This window comes from 'Nostoc azollae' 0708 (assembly GCF_000196515.1).
Lineage (GTDB): Bacteria > Cyanobacteriota > Cyanobacteriia > Cyanobacteriales > Nostocaceae > Trichormus_B > Trichormus_B azollae.
In genome coordinates, this window is sequence record NC_014248.1 from 1,249,188 (window position 1) to 1,274,301 (window position 25,114).

At 39.5% G+C, this 25,114-nt stretch carries 28 protein-coding genes and 2 pseudogenes; 14 read left to right on the forward strand and 16 right to left on the reverse strand.

All coding sequences use genetic code 11. From position 1 onward, the window contains the following. The first annotated feature begins 80 nt into the window (after positions 1-80). On the forward strand, positions 81-236 hold the full coding sequence (locus AAZO_RS34955) for a hypothetical protein (RefSeq protein WP_228371524.1): 156 nt from the start codon (positions 81-83) through the stop codon (positions 234-236). A gap of 318 nt (positions 237-554) precedes the next feature. Then, a complete protein-coding gene (locus AAZO_RS05645; RefSeq protein ID WP_013190506.1) occupies positions 555-911 on the forward strand; it encodes a type II toxin-antitoxin system VapC family toxin in 357 nt (118 codons plus the stop codon). 237 nt (positions 912-1,148) lie between these two features. On the opposite strand, the gene AAZO_RS05650 is transcribed toward AAZO_RS05645, so the two are convergent. Then, on the reverse strand, positions 1,149-1,643 hold the full coding sequence (locus tag AAZO_RS05650; RefSeq protein ID WP_013190507.1) for an NUDIX hydrolase: 495 nt from the start codon (positions 1,641-1,643) through the stop codon (positions 1,149-1,151). A 703-nt stretch (positions 1,644-2,346) separates the two neighbouring features. Here AAZO_RS05650 and AAZO_RS05655 point away from each other — a divergent pair. Beyond that, on the forward strand, positions 2,347-2,592 hold the full coding sequence (locus AAZO_RS05655; protein ID WP_013190508.1) for a hypothetical protein: 246 nt from the start codon (positions 2,347-2,349) through the stop codon (positions 2,590-2,592). Between the two features lie 206 nt (positions 2,593-2,798). Here AAZO_RS05655 and argH read toward each other — a convergent pair whose 3' ends face one another. The 7 genes from argH to trmD form a co-directional block, all read right to left on the reverse strand. Beyond that, positions 2,799-4,187: an argininosuccinate lyase gene (gene argH / locus AAZO_RS05660; protein ID WP_013190509.1), complete on the reverse strand. Its 1,389-nt coding sequence runs from the start codon at positions 4,185-4,187 to the stop codon at positions 2,799-2,801. Between the two features lie 91 nt (positions 4,188-4,278). Then, complete coding sequence (locus AAZO_RS05665; RefSeq protein ID WP_013190510.1) at positions 4,279-4,521, reverse strand: hypothetical protein; 243 nt, start codon at positions 4,519-4,521, stop codon at positions 4,279-4,281. A gap of 102 nt (positions 4,522-4,623) precedes the next feature. Next, positions 4,624-5,409 carry a nickel pincer cofactor biosynthesis protein LarB gene (gene larB, locus AAZO_RS05670; protein WP_041642658.1) on the reverse strand — a complete coding sequence of 262 codons (786 nt, stop codon included), beginning with the start codon at positions 5,407-5,409 and terminating at the stop codon, positions 4,624-4,626. Between the two features lie 114 nt (positions 5,410-5,523). Further along, positions 5,524-7,308: an ABC transporter substrate-binding protein gene (locus tag AAZO_RS05675; RefSeq protein ID WP_013190512.1), complete on the reverse strand. Its 1,785-nt coding sequence runs from the start codon at positions 7,306-7,308 to the stop codon at positions 5,524-5,526. 28 nt (positions 7,309-7,336) lie between these two features. Then, a complete protein-coding gene (locus tag AAZO_RS34960) occupies positions 7,337-7,477 on the reverse strand; it encodes a hypothetical protein (RefSeq protein WP_013190513.1) in 141 nt (46 codons plus the stop codon). 268 nt (positions 7,478-7,745) lie between these two features. After that, on the reverse strand, positions 7,746-8,234 hold the full coding sequence (gene ispF, locus AAZO_RS05680; RefSeq protein WP_013190514.1) for a 2-C-methyl-D-erythritol 2,4-cyclodiphosphate synthase: 489 nt from the start codon (positions 8,232-8,234) through the stop codon (positions 7,746-7,748). A gap of 86 nt (positions 8,235-8,320) precedes the next feature. Continuing rightward, positions 8,321-9,031 (reverse strand): tRNA (guanosine(37)-N1)-methyltransferase TrmD, encoded by a 711-nt coding sequence (gene trmD, locus AAZO_RS05685; protein ID WP_013190515.1) that lies wholly within the window; start codon positions 9,029-9,031, stop codon positions 8,321-8,323. Positions 9,032-9,674: 643 nt separating this feature from the next. On the opposite strand from trmD, the gene AAZO_RS05690 reads away from it, so the two are divergent. The 3 genes from AAZO_RS05690 (at position 9,675) to AAZO_RS28950 (ending at position 13,847) form a co-directional block, all read left to right on the forward strand. Further along, the gene (locus AAZO_RS05690; RefSeq protein WP_013190517.1) at positions 9,675-10,538 is read left to right on the forward strand and encodes a cyanophycinase; all 864 of its coding nucleotides are present in this window, start codon (positions 9,675-9,677) and stop codon (positions 10,536-10,538) included. A 172-nt stretch (positions 10,539-10,710) separates the two neighbouring features. Next, positions 10,711-13,413: a cyanophycin synthetase gene (cphA, locus tag AAZO_RS05695; RefSeq protein WP_013190518.1), complete on the forward strand. Its 2,703-nt coding sequence runs from the start codon at positions 10,711-10,713 to the stop codon at positions 13,411-13,413. 215 nt (positions 13,414-13,628) lie between these two features. Next, the gene (locus tag AAZO_RS28950; RefSeq protein ID WP_013190519.1) at positions 13,629-13,847 is read left to right on the forward strand and encodes a hypothetical protein; all 219 of its coding nucleotides are present in this window, start codon (positions 13,629-13,631) and stop codon (positions 13,845-13,847) included. 39 nt (positions 13,848-13,886) lie between these two features. Here the strand turns inward: AAZO_RS28950 and AAZO_RS34970 are convergent. After that, positions 13,887-14,485: pseudogene (locus AAZO_RS34970) on the reverse strand (protein kinase domain-containing protein); the annotation flags it as partial. Positions 14,486-14,652: 167 nt separating this feature from the next. After that, a complete protein-coding gene (locus tag AAZO_RS05705) occupies positions 14,653-14,865 on the reverse strand; it encodes a hypothetical protein (RefSeq protein ID WP_041639536.1) in 213 nt (70 codons plus the stop codon). A 180-nt stretch (positions 14,866-15,045) separates the two neighbouring features. On the opposite strand from AAZO_RS05705, the gene cbiT reads away from it, so the two are divergent. Both cbiT and AAZO_RS05715 read left to right on the forward strand, forming a co-directional pair. Continuing rightward, positions 15,046-15,648, forward strand: a complete 603-nt coding sequence (cbiT, locus tag AAZO_RS05710) for a precorrin-6Y C5,15-methyltransferase subunit CbiT (protein ID WP_013190520.1) — start codon at positions 15,046-15,048, stop codon at positions 15,646-15,648. 140 nt (positions 15,649-15,788) lie between these two features. Further along, positions 15,789-16,661 carry a phosphatidate cytidylyltransferase gene (locus tag AAZO_RS05715; RefSeq protein ID WP_013190521.1) on the forward strand — a complete coding sequence of 291 codons (873 nt, stop codon included), beginning with the start codon at positions 15,789-15,791 and terminating at the stop codon, positions 16,659-16,661. Between the two features lie 66 nt (positions 16,662-16,727). Here the strand turns inward: AAZO_RS05715 and AAZO_RS05720 are convergent, their stop codons facing one another. After that, positions 16,728-17,441, reverse strand: coding sequence for an LmeA family phospholipid-binding protein (locus tag AAZO_RS05720; protein WP_013190522.1), 714 nt, complete (start codon positions 17,439-17,441; stop codon positions 16,728-16,730). A 183-nt stretch (positions 17,442-17,624) separates the two neighbouring features. Between AAZO_RS05720 and AAZO_RS05725 the strand changes: the two genes are divergently transcribed. Next, positions 17,625-18,389 carry a pseudouridine synthase gene (locus AAZO_RS05725; RefSeq protein WP_013190523.1) on the forward strand — a complete coding sequence of 255 codons (765 nt, stop codon included), beginning with the start codon at positions 17,625-17,627 and terminating at the stop codon, positions 18,387-18,389. A gap of 27 nt (positions 18,390-18,416) precedes the next feature. Continuing rightward, on the forward strand, positions 18,417-19,220 hold the full coding sequence (locus tag AAZO_RS05730; protein WP_013190524.1) for a helix-turn-helix domain-containing protein: 804 nt from the start codon (positions 18,417-18,419) through the stop codon (positions 19,218-19,220). 231 nt (positions 19,221-19,451) lie between these two features. On the opposite strand, the gene malQ is transcribed toward AAZO_RS05730, so the two are convergent. After that, positions 19,452-20,960: a 4-alpha-glucanotransferase gene (gene malQ, locus AAZO_RS05735; RefSeq protein WP_013190525.1), complete on the reverse strand. Its 1,509-nt coding sequence runs from the start codon at positions 20,958-20,960 to the stop codon at positions 19,452-19,454. Between the two features lie 201 nt (positions 20,961-21,161). Here malQ and AAZO_RS05740 point away from each other — a divergent pair, with 201 nt between their 5' ends. Continuing rightward, positions 21,162-21,593, forward strand: a complete 432-nt coding sequence (locus AAZO_RS05740; protein ID WP_013190526.1) for an NUDIX domain-containing protein — start codon at positions 21,162-21,164, stop codon at positions 21,591-21,593. Between the two features lie 40 nt (positions 21,594-21,633). On the opposite strand, the gene AAZO_RS37035 is transcribed toward AAZO_RS05740, so the two are convergent. The 3 genes from AAZO_RS37035 to AAZO_RS05750 are packed head-to-tail and all read right to left on the reverse strand — an operon-like array spanning position 21,634 to position 22,788. Beyond that, positions 21,634-21,795 (reverse strand): hypothetical protein, encoded by a 162-nt coding sequence (locus AAZO_RS37035; RefSeq protein WP_228371525.1) that lies wholly within the window; start codon positions 21,793-21,795, stop codon positions 21,634-21,636. Between the two features lie 18 nt (positions 21,796-21,813). Next, on the reverse strand, positions 21,814-22,056 hold the full coding sequence (locus AAZO_RS43380) for a PIN-like domain-containing protein (protein WP_420807058.1): 243 nt from the start codon (positions 22,054-22,056) through the stop codon (positions 21,814-21,816). Positions 22,057-22,086: 30 nt separating this feature from the next. Further along, positions 22,087-22,788 (reverse strand): DUF433 domain-containing protein, encoded by a 702-nt coding sequence (locus tag AAZO_RS05750; RefSeq protein WP_013190527.1) that lies wholly within the window; start codon positions 22,786-22,788, stop codon positions 22,087-22,089. A gap of 176 nt (positions 22,789-22,964) precedes the next feature. Between AAZO_RS05750 and AAZO_RS42305 the strand changes: the two genes are divergently transcribed. The 3 genes from AAZO_RS42305 to AAZO_RS34975 all read left to right on the forward strand — a co-directional run bounded on the left by AAZO_RS42305 (position 22,965) and on the right by AAZO_RS34975 (position 24,505). Then, positions 22,965-23,489 (forward strand): pentapeptide repeat-containing protein, encoded by a 525-nt coding sequence (locus AAZO_RS42305; RefSeq protein ID WP_266889341.1) that lies wholly within the window; start codon positions 22,965-22,967, stop codon positions 23,487-23,489. A 156-nt stretch (positions 23,490-23,645) separates the two neighbouring features. Continuing rightward, positions 23,646-24,329: a Rid family detoxifying hydrolase gene (locus tag AAZO_RS42310; protein ID WP_013190529.1), complete on the forward strand. Its 684-nt coding sequence runs from the start codon at positions 23,646-23,648 to the stop codon at positions 24,327-24,329. Then, on the forward strand, positions 24,329-24,505 hold the full coding sequence (locus AAZO_RS34975; RefSeq protein WP_013190530.1) for a hypothetical protein: 177 nt from the start codon (positions 24,329-24,331) through the stop codon (positions 24,503-24,505). Before AAZO_RS42310 ends, AAZO_RS34975 begins: the two co-directional genes overlap by 1 nt. 107 nt (positions 24,506-24,612) lie before the next feature. Here AAZO_RS34975 and AAZO_RS28960 read toward each other — a convergent pair. After that, a pseudogene (locus AAZO_RS28960) lies at positions 24,613-24,906 on the reverse strand (Uma2 family endonuclease); the annotation flags it as partial. Positions 24,907-25,114: the final 208 nt, after the last annotated feature.

Here is a 25,114-nt window from a genome sequence, read left to right on the forward strand (position 1 = left end):
CGTCAATCAACATAAAAAATTAAAGATGGTAGAGAATAGAGACAGGAGTTTGCACTTCAGAAATGATGCCAAAAACATTAATGATTGATGTTCTTATGCAGCAGTCAGAGGCTCTTTTCGTAGAGGAACTACTGCAAGTTAGGGCGAAAGTTGATGCTTTGATTCAGGTTAAATCCTATCCTGTAGCCAAGATATGGAATACTAGAAGCCATTCATTAGAATGGCTAGAAAGATAGGGTCTCATGTTAGACGCATTAGAATCATGGACTAGCAAAGAATTCCAATCTCAAAATTCTATAAAAATCTAGCCAAATCTTTTGAATTAGAAACCTATATAGAGCATACAGATGATCCTTTAGAAAAAGTTATAGAACTGGTAGATGAATGGATGGCTGATGAATCAGATTATGATCAAGGAACTTATCCTCAAATCGAAGCAGCTTTAAACAAAAATTGGTTATCAATATAGATAGATGAGTAGAGTTATATTGTTAGATACTCATCTACTGAGTAAAATAACCCATCCAAACATAGATCCAAAAGTACAGCAGTAGTTGAAATCTTTACAAGAGAGTAAAACTGCAATACGTATACCAGAAATAGCTGACTACGAGCTTCGGCGTGAACTAATCAGAGAAGGAAAGAACAAGAGTTTAGAACGTCTCGACACATTCAGCCAAATTTGTCTTATTCCCATAACTAGTAAAACAATGCGAAAAGCAGCAGAGTTATGGGCATGGGTACGAAATCAGGGAAAGCCTACAGCAAGTAATGATAGTTTAGATGGTGATGTTATTCTTGCACCTCAGCTAATTCTTCAATTAAATTGTTTTGATGAAGTCATAGTTGTAAAAACAAATTTAAAACACATATGTCGGTTTGCAAACGAAGGAATATTTGTCGCTGATTGACAGGAAAGTTTAGAGAGTGTTGTTTAATTTTCATTGCTAATGGTCTGAATTATGATTTCCAGGATTTAAGAATTTCCAAAATTAAGATAAACATTTTATCATAAATTACCAATTACCTGCTGAAACTGCATAACTAGCAACTTGGTTTACAGCAGATAGCAGATTAATGAGGTACAGAATCTAAATAGAACCTAGACAGCAAGAGAGTTTTAATCCTGAGTGCTGACTCCTGCTGTATCATGCCAAAGTGGTTAAACCATGCAAATAGTCTTGCAACTGTCGAGCATGGTCATGAGACATTTTTGGTTGAGGTAAAGAACTAGGAGTAAAAGCCTTAATTTCTATCACTTCTAAATTATCTTTAACCTTCATTTCTCCTTGTACTTCAGCCTCAACAACAACACAAATTGAATGGACTCTCGGATCACGATCTGGTGAAGAATAAACTCCCACCAAACGCCGAATTTTTAACACATCGAGTCCGGTTTCTTCCATCAACTCTCGACGCACTGCATGAGGAATATCTTCTCCCCAGTCAACCATACCACCAGGCAAAGACCAGCAACCATCATCTTTCCGACGAATTAACACAATTCGACCATCAGGTAAAATTGGAATCACACTAGTACCAGTAATGGGATGGCGAAAGATAATACCCAAAACCGTTTGTCCAAAGTGCCATAAACTGCGTGTGGACTGAATCACTGCCGTTAAAAAATTAATAGTATTCAATCTGCAAATTTTTTGGTGTCGTTGGTAACTTCCCACCACTGAATATAAACTCAATGAGTAAAACATAAATTGAGTCTTGTTGGATATAGATATGGTGGGATTAGAGCTTTTATTTTAGCCAAGATACGTATAATACATCAATTATACTATTTAACTATAAATCATTAACCAGTAAAAATTGATTAGACGTATATTCAGGAATCAAAAACGATCTATAAATCCATATTCCTGGTTTATGTTTTCCTTCCCACTTGGGATAAAATTGATAACTCATACTTTTTAAGTATCTCCCGATTTTCAACACTATGTGCCTGATTCACAGCAATAATCAATACTAGGGTTGTTAACTACATTCCGGTTGAATTGCTAAAAAGCGTAGTGTTTAAGTTTCCAAGTTTTTGACTTTTACATGAGTGCTGTCCTGATATCCCCAAGTTTTAGAAGGATTCCGGGATATGGTTGTGAAATAATGATTTACGGTAGCTATAAACATAAATAAATGCCAATATAGCTTGACAGAAACTATGTGAGTACGCTAAGATGGTTTGCTGTTTAAAGTGTTAATGTTTACTGCACTAGGCGAAAAGTAATCCCGACAGCTTTATACTTTAGGGATTGGGTTTTTTAGTTAGCCCCATCGGTTATACCCGATTAACTTAAGGCATAAGATAAATGAATATCTATGCTTTTTGGGACTATTTTAATGAAATCGGTAGCTTATATTACCGACCAATGCCTAGATGTAGGTTTTTTGTTGTTTATTCATGAGGTGAATATGGCCAAGCGCCGCAACCCGAAAAAAGAAAAGGCGCTACGGAACCAGGCTTATGCCAGAAAGTTTCGTAAACGGACTACGACAGGAAGAATGCAAAGAAGGTTCCAACAAAGACCACCGAAGAGTGAAGAAGATGAAGGAACAGGAGCAGCAGCAATGGACGCTGCTGAATAATTTGACTGTTTAAATATTTACTCTTATATAGCAGTGAGCAGTCAGCATTCAGCTTTTGATAAACCTTATATAATCAAGAGTTGGGAATTTGAGCTTGCCCTAATTACCCTGACAACTGCTATATTAATTTTGTATATTTGGGCGTACATCTATTTAGTATTTGTACGCCTTTATTTATTTTTGAGTCAGGAGTAAAAAACTACTCATCATTCAGCACTGATTTGAGTACGGGCTGCAAGAAGAGCTTGGCGAACTTGTGCAAAACCAGTACCACCGTAACTGTTGCGGGCTGCAACTACTTGATAGGGGGATATGGCTTCATAAATATCGGCTGCAAATGCTGGGTGTATTTGTTGCCATTCTTCTAGGGTTAAGTCTTTGAGTAGTTTACCTGCGCCTATGCTCGTTTTTACTACCTTACCTACAAGGTTGTAAGCTTCGCGGAATGGTACTCCCCGTGCGGCTAGATAGTCTGCGACATCAGTAGCGTTAGAAAAGTCTTCTGTAACTGCTTGTGCTAATCGCTCGGGACTAAATTCTAAACCTTCTCTCAACAAAATGGTTATGGCTTCTAGACAGGCTTTGATGGTATTCACACTGTCAAATATGCCTTCTTTGTCTTCTTGCAGGTCTTTGTTATATGCCAGGGGTAGTCCCTTAATGATGACTAACATCGCCTGAAGATGACCAAAGACACGCCCGGTTTTGCCTCGTACTAGTTCTGGCACGTCGGGATTTTTCTTTTGGGGCATGATGCTGGAACCTGTGGCACAGCTATCTTTGAGGGTGACAAAGCGAAATTCTTCTGATGACCAGAGAATGACTTCTTCTGAAAGACGGCTGAGGTGAACCATGATAATACTGGCTGCACACAGAAATTCTATGGCAAAGTCGCGATCGCTCACCCCATCCAAGCTGTTAGCATAAATTTGATCAAAATGCAATAATTTGGCGGTGTAATGTCGGTCAATGGGAAAAGTTGTTCCCGCTAAAGCACCACAACCCAAGGGTGAAATATTCACTCGTTGATAAACATCTCCTAAGCGTTCCAGGTCTCGTTGTGCCATCTGAAAGTATGCCAGGAGGTGGTGCGCTAAACTGACGGGTTGGGCGCGTTGGAGGTGAGTATAACCAGGAATCAGGGTTTCAATATTTTTTTCAGCTATGTCGAGTAAGACGGCTTGAAATTCCCGTAAATGCTGGCGGATTTGTTGGATTTGGTCACGGAGGTAGAGTCTAGTATCAGTGCCTACTTGGTCATTACGAGAACGGGCGGTATGTAGCTTTTTACCGACATCACCAGCAATTTCTGTAAGTCGCTTTTCAACAGCAAAATGCACATCTTCTGCATCAATACCAGGCTGAAATTTGCCCTGTCGGTATTCTTGCCGAATTTTATCTAAACCTGTAACTAATTGCTTTGCTTCTTCTGGGGAAATAATCCCTGTATGAGCCAACATTTGAGCATGAGCTTGAGAACCAGTAATATCATACTCTATGAGTTCAATGTCAAAGCTTATACTAGCATTAAAACGTGCAATCGCTGGATGTAGTGTAGATTCAAACCGCTGGCTCCAAGTTTGTTTTTCGGTCATAAATTAGAAAGAAGAGGAAATAAAAAATTGCGATTTTAGATTTTGAATTAATATAAATCCAAAATCTAAAATCTAAAATCTAAAAATCTATTTAACCGTAACTGCTTAAACCCTTAAGAAGATAGCCGATAATCATACCAATAAACGTCGCCCAAATTTGGCCACTTTTGACAAAATTATTCCAACTACGTTGCATCTGACCTAAAATATCCGGATCTTTAATATCCCTGTAATCACCAACTAGGAAAAAATGGGTATGATCACTAATGGGGAAACTGAGATGGAAGTGCAGGTTGCCCAAGAGGGAAAATACTGTATCGTTCAAATGTTCCATAACTTTATGACCAAAGAATTGATAAACTATTCCCAAAAATGGTAGTAACTCATCTCATATCAAATAACCGCAATTATACACAGCATTTATTTTATTTTCTGACTAACTTTGAGATGCCAAGCGTAATTTATCGGAAGTTCGCAAAATTTGTCCTGCTAAAATTGCTGCACCAAAACCATTATCTATATTAACCACACCCACTCCGGCTGCACAAGAGTTAAGCATTGTCAATAAAGGAGCTAAACCAGAAAAACTTGCACCATAGCCGATGCTAGTAGGAACAGCAATGACGGGACAATCTACTAAACCTGCTACCACACTAGGTAAAGCCCCTTCCATACCTGCAACAACAATTAACACAGATGAGGACTCTAGTAAGTGACGGTTACTAAGTAAACGGTGAATTCCAGCTACACCCACATCCAAAAGACGGTGGACATGGAAACCAGAAAGTTCTGCTGTGACTGCGGCTTCTTCCGCTACAGGTAAATCAGCCGTTCCCGCAGAGAGAATACCGATTTGTCCAGGGAATTTGATTTCAATTTCCGAGGGTGCAATGGCACAAATTCGTGCAAATTCGTAGTATCGCAGACCTCTAACTTTTTTTTGCAGTTCAGTGTAAACCGACTGCTCAATACGTGTAGCTATAACTACATGGTTCTGCTGACGCATCACGGACATAATCTGCACAATTTGATCAATAGTTTTACCTTGTCCCCAAATGACTTCTGGAAAACCGGTTCTTAATTGACGGTGGTTATCTATTTTGGCAAACTCACCTACAGATTCATAAGATAAGTCTTTGAGTGAGTCGAATGCTATATCTGGGGTAATTTTACCATCAGCAACCGCTTCCAGGAGCGATCGCAAAGCTTCAGGTTGAGTCACAGCAATTGTGGTAATTGGTAATTGGTGATTGGTGATTGGTGATTGGTGATTGGTGATTGGTGATTGATAAATTTTTAATCTGTCACCTGTCACCTGTCACCTGTCACCTGTCACCTATTTTGTAATTTTAATTTCATGAATGTTCCAAAATGGACCACCCAAAGCAGAAAATCTAATTCCCTGAAAACGGTTTCGGATTGCGTAAAGAGAATAGGGATTTACTAAGTAAATAAATGGTAAATTCTCCTGTGTTAATCGTTGAACTTCTGCATAAATTTCTGTCACCTTTGCTTCATCAAGTTCCTGTGCGCCTTGAATATAAAATTCATGAATCTTCGCTTCCCATGGTGAAACTTTCCACCCTTCTATTGGTTTTTGTCCTGGTTGGGGTTTTTGATTAAACATATGTAATCCACCTTCAGTAGACCATACATTGGCCCCATCATTTGGTTCTAATCCACCAGTCAAACCGAGTAAAGAAGCTTCCCAATCTAAAGTATTAGATAGCTTATCTATAAAAGTATTCCATGCTAAAGGAGTAAAATCAACTTGGATACCAACTTTACTCAAATCCTGTTTAATTTGTGAACCCATTGCTTCACGAATCTTGTTACCAGCATTGGTAAGTAAAGCAAACCTAACATGGTTTCCTTGAGCATCTTCTAGCTGATTTTGAGCATTGTATTTAAACCCAGATCTGAGTAATAATTCCTTAGATTTTTCGGGATTATAGTTATAAACTTTTAGTCCTGCTTCTGGAGAAAGGTAATAGGGACTCTGCACAGAAATGGGTGAATTTTGCGGTTTACCCAAACCACGAAATGTATTATTAATCATGGTTCGTCTATCAATTGCATAAGCTACAGCTTGGCGAAAATCTACATTATTAAACCAACGTGATTTAATTGGGTCTATGAGTAATTTACCGTTTCTTTTTCCTTGATTCAAATTAAAAAGCACAAAACTTGTACTTGTAGAAGGTCCTCCATTATAAATTTGGAAATCACCTTGTTTTTCTTGTACCTTTAATAAAGAAAAATAGTCTGGTGCTACCCCCACAGCATCTAAACCACTAGAACGAAATTGTAATAAAGAAGTATCCGTTGATTCGACAATTTGCCAAACAATACGTTCAATATAAGGTTGGAGTTTACCTTGAGCATCTTTACGCCAATAATAGGGATTACGCCGGAGAATTACCCGCTGACTAGTATCGTAACGTTCCAGCTTGAAGGGACCATTAACAATTATTTGTTCAGGTGGAGTATCAATACCCCATGTTGTCAGAAATTTAGGTTTTCCGTCTTGGTCTTTAGTTTGTAAAGATTCTCGTAAGGCATGAGCAGGTAAAATAGGTACACCAGAGTTTTGTAAAAAAGGTCTAAAAGGTTCTGGTATGCTAAATTCTACCCGTCTTTTATCAATTTTTTTAATACTGGGAAATTTGCCATCCTTCCCAATTCTCAAAATATCTCTAACGTCTGTTGGTATGGCTTCATTCAGATAAATATCATTATAAGTAAATACAACATCATCAGATGTGAGTGGTTGTCCATCAGACCATTTTAAATTATTGCGCAGAGTGAAAGTAATCTTTAATTTATCCTCAGAAATTTCCCATGATTCTGCTAAATTTGGTTCAAGTTTACCAGTGATAGGATTTTGGTTAAGCAATCCTTCATAAGTATATCCAAAAATATTATTTGCATCAGAATTAAGAGCATAGTTAAAGGTTTTCGGATCGCTGAGAATACTGGTTACTAATTGTGGTACTTGTGCGGCGCTAGTTTTTAGTTTAGTTGGATTACAAGCAGTAATTGTCAGGGCTGTAAACGAAAGGAGGCTGATAAGCAAGAAAAAGCGTTTTGTGTAACTGAGTATTTTTTCAGTAAATGTCATAATTTCACTAATATAAATATTATTTAGGTTAATGAAGGAGAATTACACCAGCCAATAAATTGCTGTCATAGGTGCTGATAGTCTTAGCATTTTCTAACTCTAATGCTCTATTTTGTGTTATGCCATCTTTAGATTTAAAACTAGTGATATTGTCTAATTCAGCCAGCATTGCAAAACTAACTTTTGTAGAGTTGTGTCAATATAACTGTGTTAATTTCGATAAATTAGTTTTTTTCCGCTCTGTATTTTTCTCTTTTTATATCAACCAATAGTTCTATTTGCTGATATTTATCTAATACGACAATATCTGGATCAGAGAGAGGCAATAATCTTTCTATTGTTGGCGGTGAATTAAATTCATTATTGCAAATACTGGAGATTAGCCTGATAAGTAATTCCTCCAGTTTATCTAAACTAAATATATAGCAATCCTCCTATTAATCACTTGCTACTAACAAAACTACAGCATACGCACAAATCCCTTCTTCTCTACCAGTTGATCCTAATTTTTCATTAGTAGTAGCTTTCACACTAACTTGATTTGGTTCTAGTTCTAAAACGGCTACTAATTTATCCCGCATTTTGGCAATATGTGGTTTTAGTTTCGGACGTTCAGCCACAACTACAGAATCAATATTTCCTATTTTCCAACCTTGGTCACGAATTAACTGATGTACTTGTTTTAATAATACAAGACTATCAGCCCCAGCCCATTGGGGATCGCTAGGCGGGAAATAATGACCTATATCTCCTAAAGATAATGCTCCCAGCATCGCGTCCATGATGGCGTGGGTTAGGACATCAGCATCACTATGTCCTAATAACCCCAGTTCATGAGGAATGTGAATACCGCCTAAAATCAAATTCCGATCGCTCACCAATCTGTGAATATCGTAGCCGTTACCGATTCTGATGTTCATAGTCATTAGTCATTAGTCATTGGTCATTGGTCATTGGTCATTGGTAAGACGTGGAACATTAATTTCCCCAATTTACTGTTAACTGTTAACTGTTAACTGTCACCTGTACCCTGTTCTCTCTCTTCTTGCCATTTTTGCAGTAAATCCGGACGGCGCAAAGCTGTGCGCTCAAGTTGTTGGTGGAAACGCCATTTAGCAATTTCCGCATGGTTTCCACTCAATAACACATCTGGTACTTTCCACCCCCGAAAATTGGCTGGACGAGTGTACTGAGGAAAATCCAATAATCCCTCTTCAAAACTTTCTGCTTTTAGAGATTCCTCCTTACCTACCGTCCCTGGTAGTAAACGTACTACTCCATTCAGCAAAGCCATAGCCGGAATTTCCCCACCAGTTAAAATAAAATCACCCAAAGATACCTCACGAGTGACCAAGTTCAGCACTCTATCATCTACCCCTTCATAGTGACCACAAATCACCACCAATTGGTCGTAATTCGTGGACAAATCGCGCAACAGGGGTTGATTGATGGTTTTACCTTGGGGACTCATTAAAATCACATCTCGCCGGGCTAGGGATGGTAGCGACTCCACAGCAGCAAAAATAGGTTCAGGCTTCATTAGCATCCCCACACCTCCACCGTAAGGTTCATCATCGACCTTACGATGTTTATCAGTGGTAAAGTCCCTGGGGTTAACCAAATGTACCTGAGCAATCTGTCTGGCTAGAGCTTTACTTAACAGCCCAGAACTGAGAACCGAGCTAAAACAGTCAGGAAAAAGCGTAACTATATCAAAACGCACAGTAATTCGTATTCAATGACACTAATCTAAGATTGGAACATTTAACGTAAATTTCTGGTTAACGTCAGTTACCAAAGAAGCTAAGAGGGAAAAGGCAGAAGAGTGTGAACTTTTAATTTTTAATAGTTTCTCCCCTTAAACCCTACACCTTAAACCCTACACCCTCTTCTTGATCTTGATCAACAGTATCTAAAATTACTAAAACTCTTGGGTTTTTGGTGCGTTCAAAAATTTTTCTAATTTTTGTAATTACTTAATTTATGTTTAAATATTGTCACAACTAAATTTAAATTAATAATCCAACCCAAGTTAACAACTTCCAGGAGGCATCGTGTGGGTTAACGAAAAAATTGGGATGGCTTGTGCTGAGCCAATCTCCAAAAAGTGTCCTCTCAAAAAAGCAAAGGGCGAAAATCAACAGGCTATTAAACCTTGTTAAATTTACCTGAAGTTGTTGACAGGAGCTAATAACCTGTTGAATGCAACCCCTAAATTTGTACGCCAGGCTCTGGCGGAATTTACGCCCGTGGACAAGAAACCCTCTCCGTGGTTCTGGTGGAAGCGGGAAATAAACAGCAATGTATGGCTTGCGCCACGCTGCGCTATCAGCATTGTATAAGTTTTATGGAGCAGCAGAAACACAATGCAGCAATTAAAAGCTAAATCGCTGGAAATGAGGACACCCCAAGCAACCAAAACCGCCGTTCTAGTTATCGGAGGCGCAGAAGACAAAGTTCACGGACGCGAAATCCTGCGGACTTTTGTTGCTCGTGCTGGTGCTAGTAAGGCGTATATTACAATTATTCCATCCGCCTCCCGCGAACCGGCTATCATCGGTGGTCGGTATATTCGCATTTTTGAAGAAATGGGTGCTGAAAAAGTTGAGATTTTAGACATTCGCGAACGTGAACAATGCGACAGTTCTCAAATTAAAGCATCTCTAGAAGCTTGTACTGGGGTCTTTTTAACAGGAGGAGACCAATTACGTCTGTGTGGAGTTCTGTCTGATACAGCTGCAATGGATATTATCCGGCAGCGGGTAAGAGCAGGACAACTAACCTTAGCAGGAACCAGTGCAGGCGCTGCGGTAATGGGACATCATATGATTGCAGGTGGTGGAAGTGGTGAAACACCGAATCGTTCCCTAGTCGATATGGCAACGGGCTTAGGATTTATTCCTGAAGTCATAGTGGATCAACATTTCCATAACCGGAATCGCATGGGGAGACTTGTAAGTGCGATCGCAGCACATCCTGACCGTCTAGGCATTGGCATTGATGAAGACACTTGTGCTGTGTTTGAACGCGATGGTTGGTTACAAGTTATGGGTAAAGGCAGTGTTACCATTGTTGACCCCACAGAACTTACCCATACGAACGAACCCCTTGTTAGTGCTAATGAACCATTAACAGTGCATAATTTACGCCTACATATCCTCAGTTACGGAGATCGTTTCCATCTTTACCAACGTACTGTTTTACCTGCTGTGCATCGGATCTCCAGCTGACGGGATACAGTATCTGAGGTTACACTGATTTGACCGCACTTGATTTCTTACTGCCCAAAATATTGGACTAAATACTATCTGAAAAGAAAAAACTGTTCATGACAAACAGTTTAGCGGTCAATTCCAGTAAGAAACTAGAATTTTGGTTCCGAATCTCCATCTACCTATTCCCATGAGAATCCTCAAGATCCAGACCTTACGCGGCCCAAACTATTGGAGCATTCGACGCCATAAGCTGATCGTCATGCGCCTTGATCTAGAAAACCTTGTGGAAACGCCCTCAAATGAAATCGCTGGCTTTTATGAAGGATTAGTTGAGGCGCTGCCAAGTCTGGAGGGTCATTATTGCTCTCCTGGCTGTCGTGGTGGTTTTTTGATGCGGGTACGAGAAGGCACTATGATGGGCCATATCGTAGAACACGTGGCCTTAGAACTCCAGGAATTAGCTGGAATGCACGTAGGTTTTGGCCGCACCCGTGAGACTGCCACACCTGGAGTTTACCAGGTAGTGATTGAGTACATAAATGAGGAAGCGGGACGTTATGCAGGACGTGCAGCAGTACGACTATGTCAGAGTATTGTTGATCGGGGCCGTTATCCCAAGGCAGAACTAGAGCAAGATATCCAAGACCTGAAAGACTTTAGCCGTGAAGCTTCCTTGGGTCCTTCTACAGAAGCGATCATCAAAGAAGCAGAAAAAAGAGGTATTCCCTGGATGCCTCTAGCCGCACGCTTTCTGATTCAGCTAGGCTACGGGGTCAACCAGAAGCGAATGCAGGCGACCATGACCGATAACACAGGTATTCTCGGCGTAGAATTAGCTTGTGACAAAGAAGCGACAAAACGCATTCTCGCTGCTAACGGTGTGCCAGTACCCAGAGGCACGGTGATTAACTTCTTGGATGACTTAGAAGAATCCATTGAGTATGTTGGTGGTTATCCTATAGTCATCAAGCCCTTAGATGGTAATCATGGCCGTGGTATCACCATTGATATCAGAAGTTGGGATGAAGCTGAGGCAGCCTATGAAGCAGCCAGACAAGTTTCTCGTTCTATTATTGTGGAACGATATTATGTCGGGCGCGACCATCGGGTATTAGTTGTAGATGGTAAAGTTGTCGCCGTAGCGGAACGAGTACCAGCCCACGTGATTGGTAATGGCAGATCCTCCATTGCTGAACTGATTACGGAAACCAACCAAGACCCAAATCGCGGAGAAGGACACGATAACGTCCTCACCAAAATTGAACTAGACCGTACTAGCTATCAGCTATTAGAACGGCAAGGCTATACCCTCAATAGCGTACCTCCCAAGGGAACTATTTGTTATTTACGGGCAACAGCCAATTTAAGTACGGGTGGTAGTGCTGTAGACCGCACCGACGAAATTCACCCAGAAAATGTTTGGTTAGCACAACGGGTAGTGAGAATTATCGGCTTGGATATTGCCGGCTTGGATATTGTCACCACAGATATTAGCCGTCCTCTCAGAGATGTGGATGGTGTCATTGTGGAAGTGAATGCCGCCCCTGGTTTTAGGATGCACGTCGCCCCCAGTCAGGGCATCCCCCGCAACGTTGCTGGTGCAGTGATGGATATGCTGTTTCCCAACGAAAAACCCAGCCGGATTCCCATTCTCACCGTTACAGGTACCAATGGCAAAACTACTACGACTCGTCTGTTAGCACATATTTATAGGCAAACAAAGAAGGTTGTAGGTTATACCACTACAGATGGAACATACATCGGTGATTACTTGGTAGAAGCTGGAGACAACACAGGTCCCCAAAGTGCCCATGTAATCCTGCAAGACCCAACTGTAGAAGTAGCGGTATTAGAATCGGCTCGTGGCGGTATTCTCCGTTCTGGCTTAGGTTTTGAATCTGCCAATGTGGGTGTGGTGTTAAATGTTGCCGCAGATCATTTAGGCATCGGCGATATTGATACCATTGAACAATTAGCTAATCTGAAAAGTGTAGTCGCAGAAGCTGTATTCCCTGATGGCTATGCCGTTCTTAATGCCGATGATCACCGCGTTGCGGCGATGTCAGAAAAGACAAAAGCGAATATTGCCTACTTCACTATGAACCCAGATTCGGATTTAGTGCGAAAGCATATCCAAAAGGGAGGAGTGGCAGCAGTGTATGAAAATGGCTATCTGTCAATTGTCAAAGGTGATTGGACACACCGCATAGAAAGAGCAGAAAATATACCCTTAACGATGGGTGGAAAAGCGCCATTTATGATTGCTAATGCTTTAGCAGCAAGTTTAGCAGCTTTTGTGCAGAACGTGACTATTGAACAGATTCGCCCTGGTTTAAGGACTTTCCGCGCTTCAGTTAGTCAAACGCCAGGACGAATGAATTTATTTAATTTGGGTAAATACCATGCTTTGGTAGACTATGCCCATAATCCTGCTAGTTATGAAGCTTTGGGTTCTTTTGTCCGCAACTGGACAACTGGACAACGCATTGGTGTAATTGGTGGTCCTGGAGATCGCCGTGACGAAGATTTTGTTACTCTGGGTAAATTATCAGCAGATATCTTTGACTACATCCTTGTCAAGGAAGATGACGACACCAGAGGAAGATTGCGCGGTTCTGCTTCAGATTTGATTATTCAAGGCATTACCCAAGTTAAGCCTAATTCCCGCTTTGAGTCAATTCTGGATGAAACCCAAGCCATTAACAAAGCCTTAGATATGGCTCCCGATGGTAGTCTGGTGGTAATTTTACCAGAAAGCGTTAACAGGGCTATTAAGTTAATTAAGGTGCGGGGTGTTCAGGAAGAAATACAGCCACAAAACTCGACTACTACTATCAATGATTCACAAAATGGGGTAGCACCTTCTTCCGTGGTTAATACCCTACTCTAATTTCAAGTAGAGACGGTTTGATTCGCGTCTCTACTTGTGTTTTTTATTTGTGTTCTAAGTTCGTTGGTTCGTCGGAATTTTTCGTTATTTAAGAAGATTATTTGTAAGTATTCAGGAGTCACTGAGTCAGGAGTCAGGAGTGAAATTCTCTTGTTGTATGGCAGTGAAATTCTCTTGTTGTATGGCTCCTCCCGTCAATTTTAGACATCATTCAAGTGCATACCGCTATAATTTGTGCCACTCAAACTCTAGAAGGTACTCAGGCGTGGGATACTCTTATGTCTCTTGTTGCTACTACTCGTAAGTTAGGTATCAGCTTTTTTGAGTATGTCCGTGACAGCATTTCTTACACTAGAAAAATCCCAACTTTAGCGACTATTCTTCGTGAGCAGTCTTCTCTTAATTCCTTTGGTTGTTCATCGATGCCCCAATAACTCCTTCCCCGAAATATTGAGGAGATACAAATTAGTATTTGTTTGTGTTTGTAGATGGGGTTTATATAAAGCTGTCATTGCTTCATTAGCAGAACGTAAACGATTTCCTAAACTGGTTTTGATCATTAAGTTTAAGCAGTTAGTAAAATTGGAACTCAAATTAGCGACTTATTCAAATTGAATCCGAAAATCCTTTTCCGGTAAATCTGCGGGATGAGAATCGTTAACTAAATAAATTAATGTTGCCCCTAAACTATAAAGATCAGAAGTAGGAACAGTTCTTCCTCTAAATTGTTCCTGTGGCATATAACCATAAGTCCCTACATAGTTGTTGTTTCTGTGTCTTCTGTGGCTAAAACTGTTTGCATTGAGCCAAAACCCACTAAATAAACTTGACCCACACTGTTACCAGATAGCTCTCCCAACAAAATATTGCTAGGCGTGATATCACGGTGGATCACCTGTGGGTTTAACTCATGTAGATAAATGAGAATATATAGAACTGCTTTGGCTATATTATTAACTTCCACTTCTGTAAAAGTGCTGCCAGTTTGTAAGTATTGCTCTAGAGTTCGGGCTGGGATATAAGTTTGGATGAGGGTAAATCCTTTATAAGTTGGTGAATTTACTTCAAAATAGTAGACCTACTGCAAAATTGTTTCTGTGGTATGATAGAGAGTTTTAGATTCTATGTATTTTTGGTGTTCTTTGGGCTTCCTAATTCAAACATAACCGTGTAACTCTAAATTTTGGCTAGAACAAAGATAACCCCCTTTTATAACATAAAATTAATTCTGCAAGAGGTCTAGTCTAAATAGCGAGGTATACAAGGATGGCATAAAGATTTTAAGGTTTGGGCTTCTCGCTCAAATAATTTGACATCATCCCATTCAAACTCACTACTCAATGGCAGTAACTTGACAATTACCAAGTCATAAGTTAATAAATCACGCGCTAATAGAATTCGTTTTCCTGACTTTTTGGCCAACTGCTGTTGAACTTCGTAGCGATTTGCCAATACTTACCCATTCATTATGATTACTTGTAAAAAGAATTTAAAAGGTTCTCTCAAGTTATGACAGACATTAAGTATTTAGAAGGTAGGAGACAGAAGAAAAACAAATACTCTCCCTCATCTCCCTCATCTCCCTCATCTCCCTCATCTCCCTCATCTCCCTCATCTCCCCAGTATAGTCTTATGCCTTCCCAACTTTGGCCTTACATTACCCCTGGTATTCCCGATGAATTATTTGAAAATTTACCAGGTATTCCCCTGAGTCAGCGAGAATTGAGGTTATTGTTAATTTCGCAACTGCGACTACAACCAAATTCAGTATTATGGGATATTGGTGCAGGGACAGGTACAATTCCTGTTGAGGTGGGGTTGCTGTGTCCACAGGGACGGGTAATTGCTGTAGAAAGAGATGAAGAAGTGGCTAACCTAATTAAACGCAACTGCGATCGGTTTGAGTTAAAAAATGTGGAAGTTATTGAAGGTAGCGCCCCAGAGTGTTTAGAAAAAATTAAACTAGCTCCACAGCGCGTCTGTATTGAAGGAGGAAAAGCTATACAGGCAATTTTGCAAGCAGTATGGCGTTATTTACCACCATCCGGGCGAGTGGTCGCTACAGCTGCTAATCTAGAGAGTCTGTATGCTATTTCCCAAAGCTTTTCTCAGTTAAGAGCTATAAATATCGAAGTTGTCCAGTCTGCTGTTAACCGCTTAGAGACAAGAGGCTTTTCACAAACCTTTGTTGCGGCTGATCCCATTTTCATTCTCAGTGGTGAGAAATTAGACTAAATCTGTTCTGTATTCGGTTTTGGATTCAATCCAAAATCCCTTCGGATGATTCCTCCGGCACGCCTAAAGGCGAACGGCAGTCCCCTATGGACGGAAACCGCCAAGACAGGGGCTGCCTCACTAAAATCCAAAATACTATTATGCCTTGGTCTCGAATTATTAGTGGAGTTATTGCGATCGCCCTTGCTTTGTCTTCAACCCTATTAGGGGGCTGGTACTTTACCATAGCAATTGCGATCATTGTCTTTTTAGGTCAACAGGAATATTTTAATTTGGTGCGAGCTAGAGGCATAGCTCCTGCTGCCAAAACTACTATGTTTGTGAGTCAAGCTCTATTAGTAATTTGCACTCTTGATAGTAGTTTAGCGGATGCTATTATGCCTCTAGCTGGTACGCTTATTTGTTTCTACCTGCTATTTCAACCCCAATTTGCCACCATTGCTGATATTTCCGCTTCCATTATGGGGTTATTTTATGTCGGTTATTTGCCTAGTTATTGGGTTAGATTGCGAAATCTTGACAGCGTAGCCATCAGTAATATCCCTTTAGGTAGTTACTGGCCTAACAACTGGAACGACATTTTAACACAGGGTAATTTAGCTAACTTATCACAAGGTTTAACATACACAATTTTAACTTTTTTATGTATTTGGGCTGCTGATATTGGTGCTTACATTATTGGTAAGTTCTTTGGTAAAACTCGTTTGTCAGATATCAGCCCGAAAAAAACTGTAGAAGGTGCTGTGTTTGGGATCACAGCCAGCGTTATAGTAGCTTTAGCAGGGGCTTATTTTCTGGATTTGCCCAATTATTTAATCACCGGTTTAGCCTTGGGTTTGTTGATTGGTATTGCTAGTCTATTAGGTGACTTGACTGAATCTATGTTGAAGCGAGATGCAGGTGTGAAAGATTCAGGACAATTGATACCAGGTCATGGTGGTATATTAGACCGGACTGATAGTTATATTTTTACAGCCCCTTTAGTTTACTATTTCGTAACGCTCCTGGTATAGCAGATGAGAGTAAAAAGTTAACAGTAAGGAGACTGATGTCTGACAATTTATAACTAATCAGTGAATTTAGGGATTGACATTAATTCGTCCACGGCATACTAATTGTTTAGATTTCAAAGTTATTTCGTGGAGTTCAACATCTGATCCCAGGTCTAAATTATATCCAGCAGCATTTTCTAAAACTACTTCTTGGTCGTGTTTTATTTGAATCTGAGATAGTTGTAATTCCTGCCCATTGAGTAGTTCTAACCCCACTGCAAGCTCAAGCAATTTAGGTTGATTTTGGGGTGATAAAGCCCCACATATTATCAAGCGCTCATTGTCAAGTGTAATTTCCTGCCAAGAAATAGGCTTGGATTTTTCCCATGCTTCTGGTAATAGTTTTAGCAGTACATCATTTAAGGCAGTTGATAATAATTCGGATGTAAGGGAGTCATTGAGATGCTGTTCTTCCACTATCAGTTCAGCCACCACTGGCACAATTTCTGATAGTCGTAGGGATTGACCCTTAATTATACCTCCAATGTTTATCTGTATATTTTCTGCCAGCATTTGAATGCGTGTCACATGAACACCCTGATAAACTGCATTAGTAGCGAAAATAGACACAGAGGGAATACAGCCAGAAAGGAGTTGGCGATCGCTTGCGCTAATCTCTACCTCAATCTTAGATACTTGAGTTAGTTGTGTTCTTAGCCAAAACTTGATGGCTGTGGTGAGAGCCTGAGTAATAAATCGTATTTTCTTACCATTCGTTACTGGGGAAATTTTAGGGGTCATTTCACAACTTGATTTGATATATTTGCTGAAAAATTCGGTAATCTTAACCTGTTCTTAAATATAAAACTTATGATTATTAACTACAAAATGGGAAGATGATATTTTAGATATTCAATTTAAAAACAGCTAACAGCACATAGATTGACAACTGATAACTGCAATAAACTAAGAATCAATTTTTACATGGAGGCACGGATACAGAAAATAATTTCTCAATGGGGTATTGCCTCACGTCGTGAAGCTGAAGAGATGATTAAGCGCTCGCGAGTGAAGATAAATGGGATTTTGGCACATTTAGGTCAAAAAGTCGATCCCCAAATAGACACAATTTCTATTGATGGTCAACCTATCTCTCAAAGCCAGCATCCGTCTTTAATTTATTTGTTACTAAATAAACCACCCGGAGTTGTTTCGACCTGTGACGATCCCCAAGGCAGACCTACGGTTCTAGATTTATTACCACAAAAATTGCGACATGGTTTAGGTATTCACCCAGTTGGACGCTTGGATGCAGACTCTACAGGGGCATTAATATTAACAAATGATGGGGACTTGACATTTTCGCTAACTCATCCTAGTCATAATATTGCTAAGACATATCATATTGTCGTTAAAGGACATCCCCCAGAAGTAGTTCTAGGGAGGTGGCGTGAAGGTGTATTTCTGGAAGGAAGAAAAACACGACCAGCTAAAGTGCAATTAATTGAATCTTTGGCTCACCAAAGCAAATTAGAAATTATTTTGCAAGAGGGAAGAAATCGCCAGATTCGTCGTGTCGCTGAACAGTTAGGATATCCAGTTATCCAACTGCATCGCACAGCCATAGGTTCAATTCAATTACAAACCCCAAAAGCTCGATTTCTCCTCTGGGGTGACTATCGTCATATTACCCCAGAGGAGATAATTGTTTTAAAAAAGCAGATAAAGCGGATACCTATTAACGATTAAGCTGAGTTACGGAGTGTAATCGAAATCATGAAATGGCTAAAAAGGAAAGATGAAAAGCTGAATAAATCATCTATAGAGGAGGAACAGGCGGAAACATTAACACAACTGGGTAATGAATTGAGGATTCTGCGTGAAAAACAGAGTTTATCCTTAGATGAAATTGTCGGATTAACTAGAATACCTCGCCGACTGCTGCACGCAATTGAAGTGGGTGATTTAAACGACTTACCAGAACCAATTTATATTCAGGGTTTAATCAGGCAGTTTGCTGATACGCTGGGACTAAAGGGAGCGGAATTTGCCAGTAATTTTCCCGTTGGTTCTCAACCTGTGAGTTTACAAAACAGATGGAAACCTAAACCTATTACTGAATTACGTCCTGTGCATCTGTACTTGCTTTACGTTTTTGTAATTATCTGCTCTGTCAAAGGATTATCTCAGTTATTGAATCAGGCCGCTTTAGAAGCAAATAATGGACAAAATCTACAGCAGGTGCAAAAGAATTCTGATCTAACAACAGATCAACTCCAAGCCAAGAATATGGAGGAAATTCAAATTGGTAGTAGCACTCCAGAAGTTCAAGCAGTAGAGATTGGTGTAACGTTGAAGTCATCATCCTGGATTCGTGTTGTTGCTGATGGTAAAACCGAATTTGAGGGGGTTCTTCCAAAAGGAACTCATCGCAGTTGGAAAGCTACTGAAGAACTGACCGTGAAAACAGATAATGCCGGTGGTGTGTTAATGAGTGTTAATCAACAACAACCAAAACAAATGGGACAAGCAGGCAAGGCGGAAGAAATCAGGATTGCAGCCGCTAAAATTAGGTCGTGAAAGGTTTTGATTTAGTAGGGATTAGGCTAACTAAATAGAGAATTTATCACTCTTGATGCAACAGGACACAGAAGATTACTGTCAAATTATACTGTCACTAATTACACAGCACTAAAAATAGTTGTGTTACAGTTGGACCCCAACATAAGTTCAGCTAATCCCTACATAAGCATTGAGTTTGGAGTAATGAAAGGCGAGTCTTATGTGTGCTAAGCGCTTATGATTTGGTGATCATGAATTTCTGGGAGCGCGTCCATAAAGTTTGGTAATAATCCTTAAGCGATCACTCAACTCTTGAGTCAAACAACCAGATTGATAGCGCCAGTCCCAATTGCCCTCAGCCTTACCGGGATAGTTCATTCTTGCTTCGGTTCCCAATCCTAAAACGTCTTGCAAAGGAATAATCGCTTGATTGGCGATGGAACTTAAAGCTAATCTGATTAAATCCCAGCTTATCCCATCAGGACTTATAGATCCCAAATACAACAACAAATTTTGCTTTTCGTAATCATTCGTAGTATTAAACCAACCTAAAGTCGTGTCATTATCATGAGTGCCAGTATAAACTACAGCGTTATGTGGGTAATTAAAAGGTAAAAATGGATTACCGGGATCAGAACCAAAAGCAAAATGTAATACCTTCATACCAGGAAACTCAAATTGATCTCGCAGTCCTTCGACCTCTTTTGTAATAATTCCCAAATCTTCAGCCAAAATGGGTAACTTACCCAACTTTTGTTTAATCACCTCAAACAGGGCTACTCCTGGAGCTTCAATCCATTCACCATTAATAGCAGTTTCTTCACCTTGGGGTACAGCCCAATAAGTGTCAAATCCTCGGAAGTGGTCAATCCGAATTATATCTACATAATCTAGCATGGACTCAAAACGTTGCACCCACCATTTAAAATCTTGTTTTTGCAACTCTTCCCAGTTGTAGACTGGATTGCCCCACAGTTGACCAGTGGCACTAAAATAATCTGGTGGTACACCTGCCATTAAAGCCGCTGTACCTGTTTCTTGATCTAAAGCAAAATTATCGGGATTAGCCCACACATCAGCACTATCATGAGCTACATAAATAGGGATATCACCAATAATATCTATACCGTTTTGATTGGCATAACTCTTCAATTCTGACCACTGACGGAAAAATTCATATTCGACAAACTTGTAATAAAATATTTCCTGTGCTAAATCTTGTTCTATCTGGGCTAACGCTACGGCTTCTCTTTGTGCCAGTTCTGATTCCCAAGTATGCCAACTTGCTCCATTTTGGGCATCTTTAATCGCCATAAATAAAGCATAATTATTGAGCCAATAGCCTTTAGTGTTACAAAAATGGTGAAATGCTTTTCTTTGGACATCAGTGGCGTGAGTTTTAAAATTATTGCTGGCTTTTTTGAGTAGATTTACTTTAATAGGTATGACTTGCTCAAAGTCTGCTTTATCGGCCGGAAATTCTGGTAAATTAGCAAAGTCTTGTGAAACCAACAAACCTTCATCTACCAGCTTTTCAGGACTAATTAAAAAGAAATTTCCTGCCATTGCTGAATAGCACATATAAGGAGAATTACCATAACCAGTTGGACCTAGAGGTAAAACTTGCCAATATTGCTGGTAACTATTTTTGAGAAAATCAATAAAATCATAAGCTTCTAAACCCAAATCACCAATCCCAAAACGACTGGGAAAAGAACTGGGATGTAACAAAATACCGCTTGATCTAGGAAAAGGCATAATTAACCTGAAATATAAAAGGAAGTGATCGCCTATAAGAGATGCATCGAATTTATCATGGCATAGTTAGGTTTGACCGTTGTTCTTCATAAAGATATAGGAATGATGGTAAACAAATGAGAAGATTAATCAAGATAATTAAGAATCATTGAAACTTTTCGATACATAACTCAAAATCCAAAATCCGAAATCTAAAATTGTATGACTTACAGAAATCCTGCGCCTACAGTCGATATTATTATCGAATTAATTGATAGACCCCATCGCCCGATTATATTGATTGAGCGACATAATGAACCTTTTGGATGGGCTATTCCTGGTGGTTTTATAGATTATGGTGAACCAGTAGAGGTGGCAGCAAGAAGGGAAGCTGAGGAAGAAATTGGTTTACAAATAGAGTTAATTGAACAGTTTTTGGTTTATTCTGCTCCCAGTCGTGATCCTCGTCAACATACGATTAGCCTTGTATTTTTAGCGATAGCAACGGGCGAGCCTGTAGCGGGTGATGATGCTAAGGCTGTGGGAATTTTTGAGCCTTGGAGTGTTCCCAGTAATTTATGTTTCGACCATGATCGGATTTTGCGGGATTATTGGCGGTATAGGAATGATGGGATACGTCCCAGGTTAGGGTAGAGGATTTTGGATTTTGGATTGTTCTTAGTTAAAATTCAAATTAGATACATTCATCAAAATTCTTTAATTCTGCTGATAATTCTTTACTGTCTTTCCAGAGGTTAATCTTGCCATAAGAATAGATTTTGGCGATAAATGGAGCAGGATCTTGGCGAACAAATTCTTGCATTGGAACTATTGCTCTCAGAAAGATTGCGGCCATATCTTTTCCTGGTAGCCTTTATGAGGCCAACACAAACATTTTTATTTGAGCGCATGCTACGGCAATTCTTTCTAATTGATTTTTGCTTATTTTGTCATCTTTAGTCAGCACAATCCAGCCTTTTCCACCTACTTGTGGTAGCCAGTCTACATTCAAAGCTCGTTTGTCAAAATGGTTATCGTGAATTTCTACACTAATTCCTGCTGCGCGTAGTATGTCTGGAATAGATTTTTCACCTAAGCATCTATCTATAGTATCTATCTATGAAAAAGGTAATCGATTGAGGTTGGATCATGCAGTAGGAAGGTATTCACAACGGATAGCTTCTTCAATTATTGAGTGATCACATTCGTAATCATCAGCTAGATCATCAATTGAATCACCTCTATGATGGCGTTCAGCCAAAACACTTATAGCGATTCTTGTATCAGCAATTACAAGGTGACCAAACGCAATGCGGGGATCAATAACAAAAATACGAGGATTATCTCCTTCGTGAGAGCGAGTGAAAGGATAAAGTTTAATTGCTAAGCCAGTAGGATCTGGTTCAATTCTTTCAAGATGAGTATTTAAAGCATCTTTTAAATCTGTTTGCCCAGGTTTAGAAGCATTAATCAAAAAACCGTATTTTTCTATAAATAAATCAACGCCATCAGTTCGGAATTCTTCACGTGCTAAGGGGTGTGGTACCTGAAACTGCTCATAAATGTAGTCAAGAGCTTTTCTGACTTTATCTAGTTGAATTTTATGGTCTTTACGAATTGCTCTTACAACATGAATTTCCACTAAATTAGTAAATGAAAGCAGTGTTGGTTTTAATTCTCGAGTGAGAATAAGTGGTTTAAAAAAATTAACCCCGTTTGCAGTAGGATAATTTCTACCTTTTACCCAAGAGTTAATTGTTTCTGATGGAATACGGAGATATTTAGGAGCATCTTTAATAGTGTAAGCAGGAATATCTCTCGGATCAGTTTTTCCATAAAATTCTATCATTTTATGTACCTGTCAGAGATGTTCATTTTTAATGAATGACTATATGGAGTTTAATAGCTAGTTTATTCATAGCATCTTCACATAATTTTGCTATGAGTTTTGTAATTTAGCATTAAGCATAGCTTTATACTGAGCCAACTGTATTTAATGATGCTATTATAAATGCTGAAACACTGCTGGAAAAATATGTTGGAGGGCAAAGAAAGTTTCATTCTGTAAATTCGGGAGGAGTATACCTTAAAAGTTTAGACCTAAAAGAGATAGACCTATATCATTCAAATTTGAATGAAGCAGGTTTAAGTGAGGCCATCCTAATTGGAGCGAAACTTAATAGTGTTGTCTTTACTAGACCCTGTCTAAAAAATGCAGATTTGCAATTAGCAGATTTGGAATTAATAGAAGGTTCTTCAATAAATCTAAGCTGGGCAGACCTTAACTTGGCTTGGTTGATTGGAGCAAGCTTGAATAATGCCAATTTGAGCAATGCCAGTATATATCAGGCAAATTGGGAGAGAATCAACCTCAACAGTGCAAATCTAACTGGGGTAAACTTAGCAGAAACAGACTTGACTCAGGCAAGTCTCAATCGTGCATCACTTCAAAATGCCAATCTCCAAAAATCTCAATTTCGAGGTGCCAATCTAGAAAAATGTCATCGACCTATTGCAAAATTGTTTATGTGGTATGATAGAGAGTTTTAGACTTTATGTATTTTTGGTGTTCTTTGGGCTGGCTAATTCAAACATAACCCTGTAACTCTAACTTTTGGCTAAAACAAACACAAACACCCATTATAACATAATAATCAATTCTGCAGGAGGTTTAATCTATCAGGTGGAAATTTAGCTGAAGCGGATTTGGTTGCTGTCTTCCTGGGACCAGTCAACCTCAGAAACGCCAGTTTACAAGGTGCAAATTTAGAAAGAGCTTGTCTAGAAAATACAAACCTGATGAATGCAAACTTTGACGGTGCAAATCTGAAAAGGGCAAATTTAACCAGCGCAAATATATATGGTGCAACCTTTAAAAATGCCGACCTCACAGGTGCGATAATCCCAAATGGAGATGTTTATACAACAGATGTTGATTTAGACTTCAGTAAACCAGATGTACCCTTACCAAAAGAGCCAAAAGAGATTAATATTATGACCCGTCAAGTTATCCGTACTGATAATGCACCTGCACCAGTTGGACCCTATAATCAAGCTATTCTCGCTTCTGGAAAAATGCTGTTTGTAGCTGGACAAATAGCCATTGATCCGCGATTAGGTGATGTTGTTTATACCGATGATATCACCAAGCAAACAGAACAGGTGATGAGAAATATTGAAGCTATCCTGACAGAAGCCGACGCAACTTTTGATAATGTAGTTAAAACTGGTGTATTTTTAGCTGATATGAATGATTTTGCCGCTGTAAATGCGATTTATGCAAAATATTTTCCAGAAGATACAGCCCCTGCGCGTGCTTGTGTAGAGGTATCACGTTTACCCAAAAATGTGTTGGTAGAGATTGAGTGTATTGCTGTTATTGGTGGTTAATGAAGTGGGCGTTAAAAATTAATTGTCGTTATGACAAGGCAAGAGGTGAACCAGGGCAGTGTTGGGGAGCTACTGCGGTGGAAGGGTTTCCCGGCATAAAACACGTGGTGTGGTTTCGCCCATGTAGGCGCTTTGCCTTCCCCCAGGGTGCGACTGGAGAACCCGAAGGTCAATAGGCACTTATGCAATAGGGAAGAGGTTTTCAGGCTAATTTACATTTCTTGACATACTTCTTTTCACGTTGTTCTACTTAATCATAAGGTGGGCGATGCCCACCCAAGTCTTAGTTTTCCGGTTCGATACCTGCTGCACGAAGTTGTGCTGCTAGTCTTTCAGCACGTTGTTTTTCTTGTTCTACTAACTCTGAACTCCACAACAACAAATTTCCTTGTTCATCGAACCATCTCAACCATTTACCAATCAAGTTTTCCCTTGTTCCTTCCCATACACTAAGGTAAAGGTTCATTTCCTCTATCCAGTAAACTTGGTTCTGATTGGGTGTTTGTATTTTGTATTTTTCGCTGCTGTTATCTAAGCGATAAACTTCTAATTCACCGCTTTGGAATATCTCGAAATGTCCCTTGCCATAATCCCAAACTTAACCTGGATTTCTCACAAGCAGTAAAAAATAAATTTACATGACCTGATGTGAGACTAAATTTTGATACATCATCAATCAAAACTGAATCGCAGAGATAAATTAAATATAAAATCGCATTTATAAAGCTAAAAAAGTCACTATCTTTTTATTGGTAGTAAGAGCAAAATGCTCTGGTCATAAAATT

Excerpts from the sequence above, each read along its gene's own strand:
- AAZO_RS34955 (WP_228371524.1), top strand. The coding sequence starts at position 81 with ATGATTGATGTTCTTATGCAGCAGTCAGAGGCTCTTTTCGTAGAGGAA.
- AAZO_RS05655 (WP_013190508.1), top strand. The coding sequence starts at position 2,347 with ATGAAATCGGTAGCTTATATTACCGACCAATGCCTAGATGTAGGTTTT.
- argH (WP_013190509.1), bottom strand. The coding sequence starts at position 4,187 with ATGACCGAAAAACAAACTTGGAGCCAGCGGTTTGAATCTACACTACAT.
- AAZO_RS05665 (WP_013190510.1), bottom strand. The coding sequence starts at position 4,521 with ATGGAACATTTGAACGATACAGTATTTTCCCTCTTGGGCAACCTGCAC.
- AAZO_RS05675 (WP_013190512.1), bottom strand. The coding sequence starts at position 7,308 with ATGACATTTACTGAAAAAATACTCAGTTACACAAAACGCTTTTTCTTG.
- AAZO_RS34960 (WP_013190513.1), bottom strand. The coding sequence starts at position 7,477 with ATGCTGGCTGAATTAGACAATATCACTAGTTTTAAATCTAAAGATGGC.
- ispF (WP_013190514.1), bottom strand. The coding sequence starts at position 8,234 with ATGACTATGAACATCAGAATCGGTAACGGCTACGATATTCACAGATTG.
- AAZO_RS05690 (WP_013190517.1), top strand. The coding sequence starts at position 9,675 with ATGCAGCAATTAAAAGCTAAATCGCTGGAAATGAGGACACCCCAAGCA.
- cphA (WP_013190518.1), top strand. The coding sequence starts at position 10,711 with ATGAGAATCCTCAAGATCCAGACCTTACGCGGCCCAAACTATTGGAGC.
- cbiT (WP_013190520.1), top strand. The coding sequence starts at position 15,046 with ATGCCTTCCCAACTTTGGCCTTACATTACCCCTGGTATTCCCGATGAA.
- AAZO_RS05715 (WP_013190521.1), top strand. The coding sequence starts at position 15,789 with ATGCCTTGGTCTCGAATTATTAGTGGAGTTATTGCGATCGCCCTTGCT.
- AAZO_RS05720 (WP_013190522.1), bottom strand. The coding sequence starts at position 17,441 with ATGACCCCTAAAATTTCCCCAGTAACGAATGGTAAGAAAATACGATTT.
- AAZO_RS05725 (WP_013190523.1), top strand. The coding sequence starts at position 17,625 with ATGGAGGCACGGATACAGAAAATAATTTCTCAATGGGGTATTGCCTCA.
- AAZO_RS05730 (WP_013190524.1), top strand. The coding sequence starts at position 18,417 with ATGAAATGGCTAAAAAGGAAAGATGAAAAGCTGAATAAATCATCTATA.
- malQ (WP_013190525.1), bottom strand. The coding sequence starts at position 20,960 with ATGCCTTTTCCTAGATCAAGCGGTATTTTGTTACATCCCAGTTCTTTT.
- AAZO_RS05740 (WP_013190526.1), top strand. The coding sequence starts at position 21,162 with ATGACTTACAGAAATCCTGCGCCTACAGTCGATATTATTATCGAATTA.
- AAZO_RS37035 (WP_228371525.1), bottom strand. The coding sequence starts at position 21,795 with ATGGCCGCAATCTTTCTGAGAGCAATAGTTCCAATGCAAGAATTTGTT.
- AAZO_RS05750 (WP_013190527.1), bottom strand. The coding sequence starts at position 22,788 with ATGATAGAATTTTATGGAAAAACTGATCCGAGAGATATTCCTGCTTAC.
- AAZO_RS34975 (WP_013190530.1), top strand. The coding sequence starts at position 24,329 with ATGAAGTGGGCGTTAAAAATTAATTGTCGTTATGACAAGGCAAGAGGT.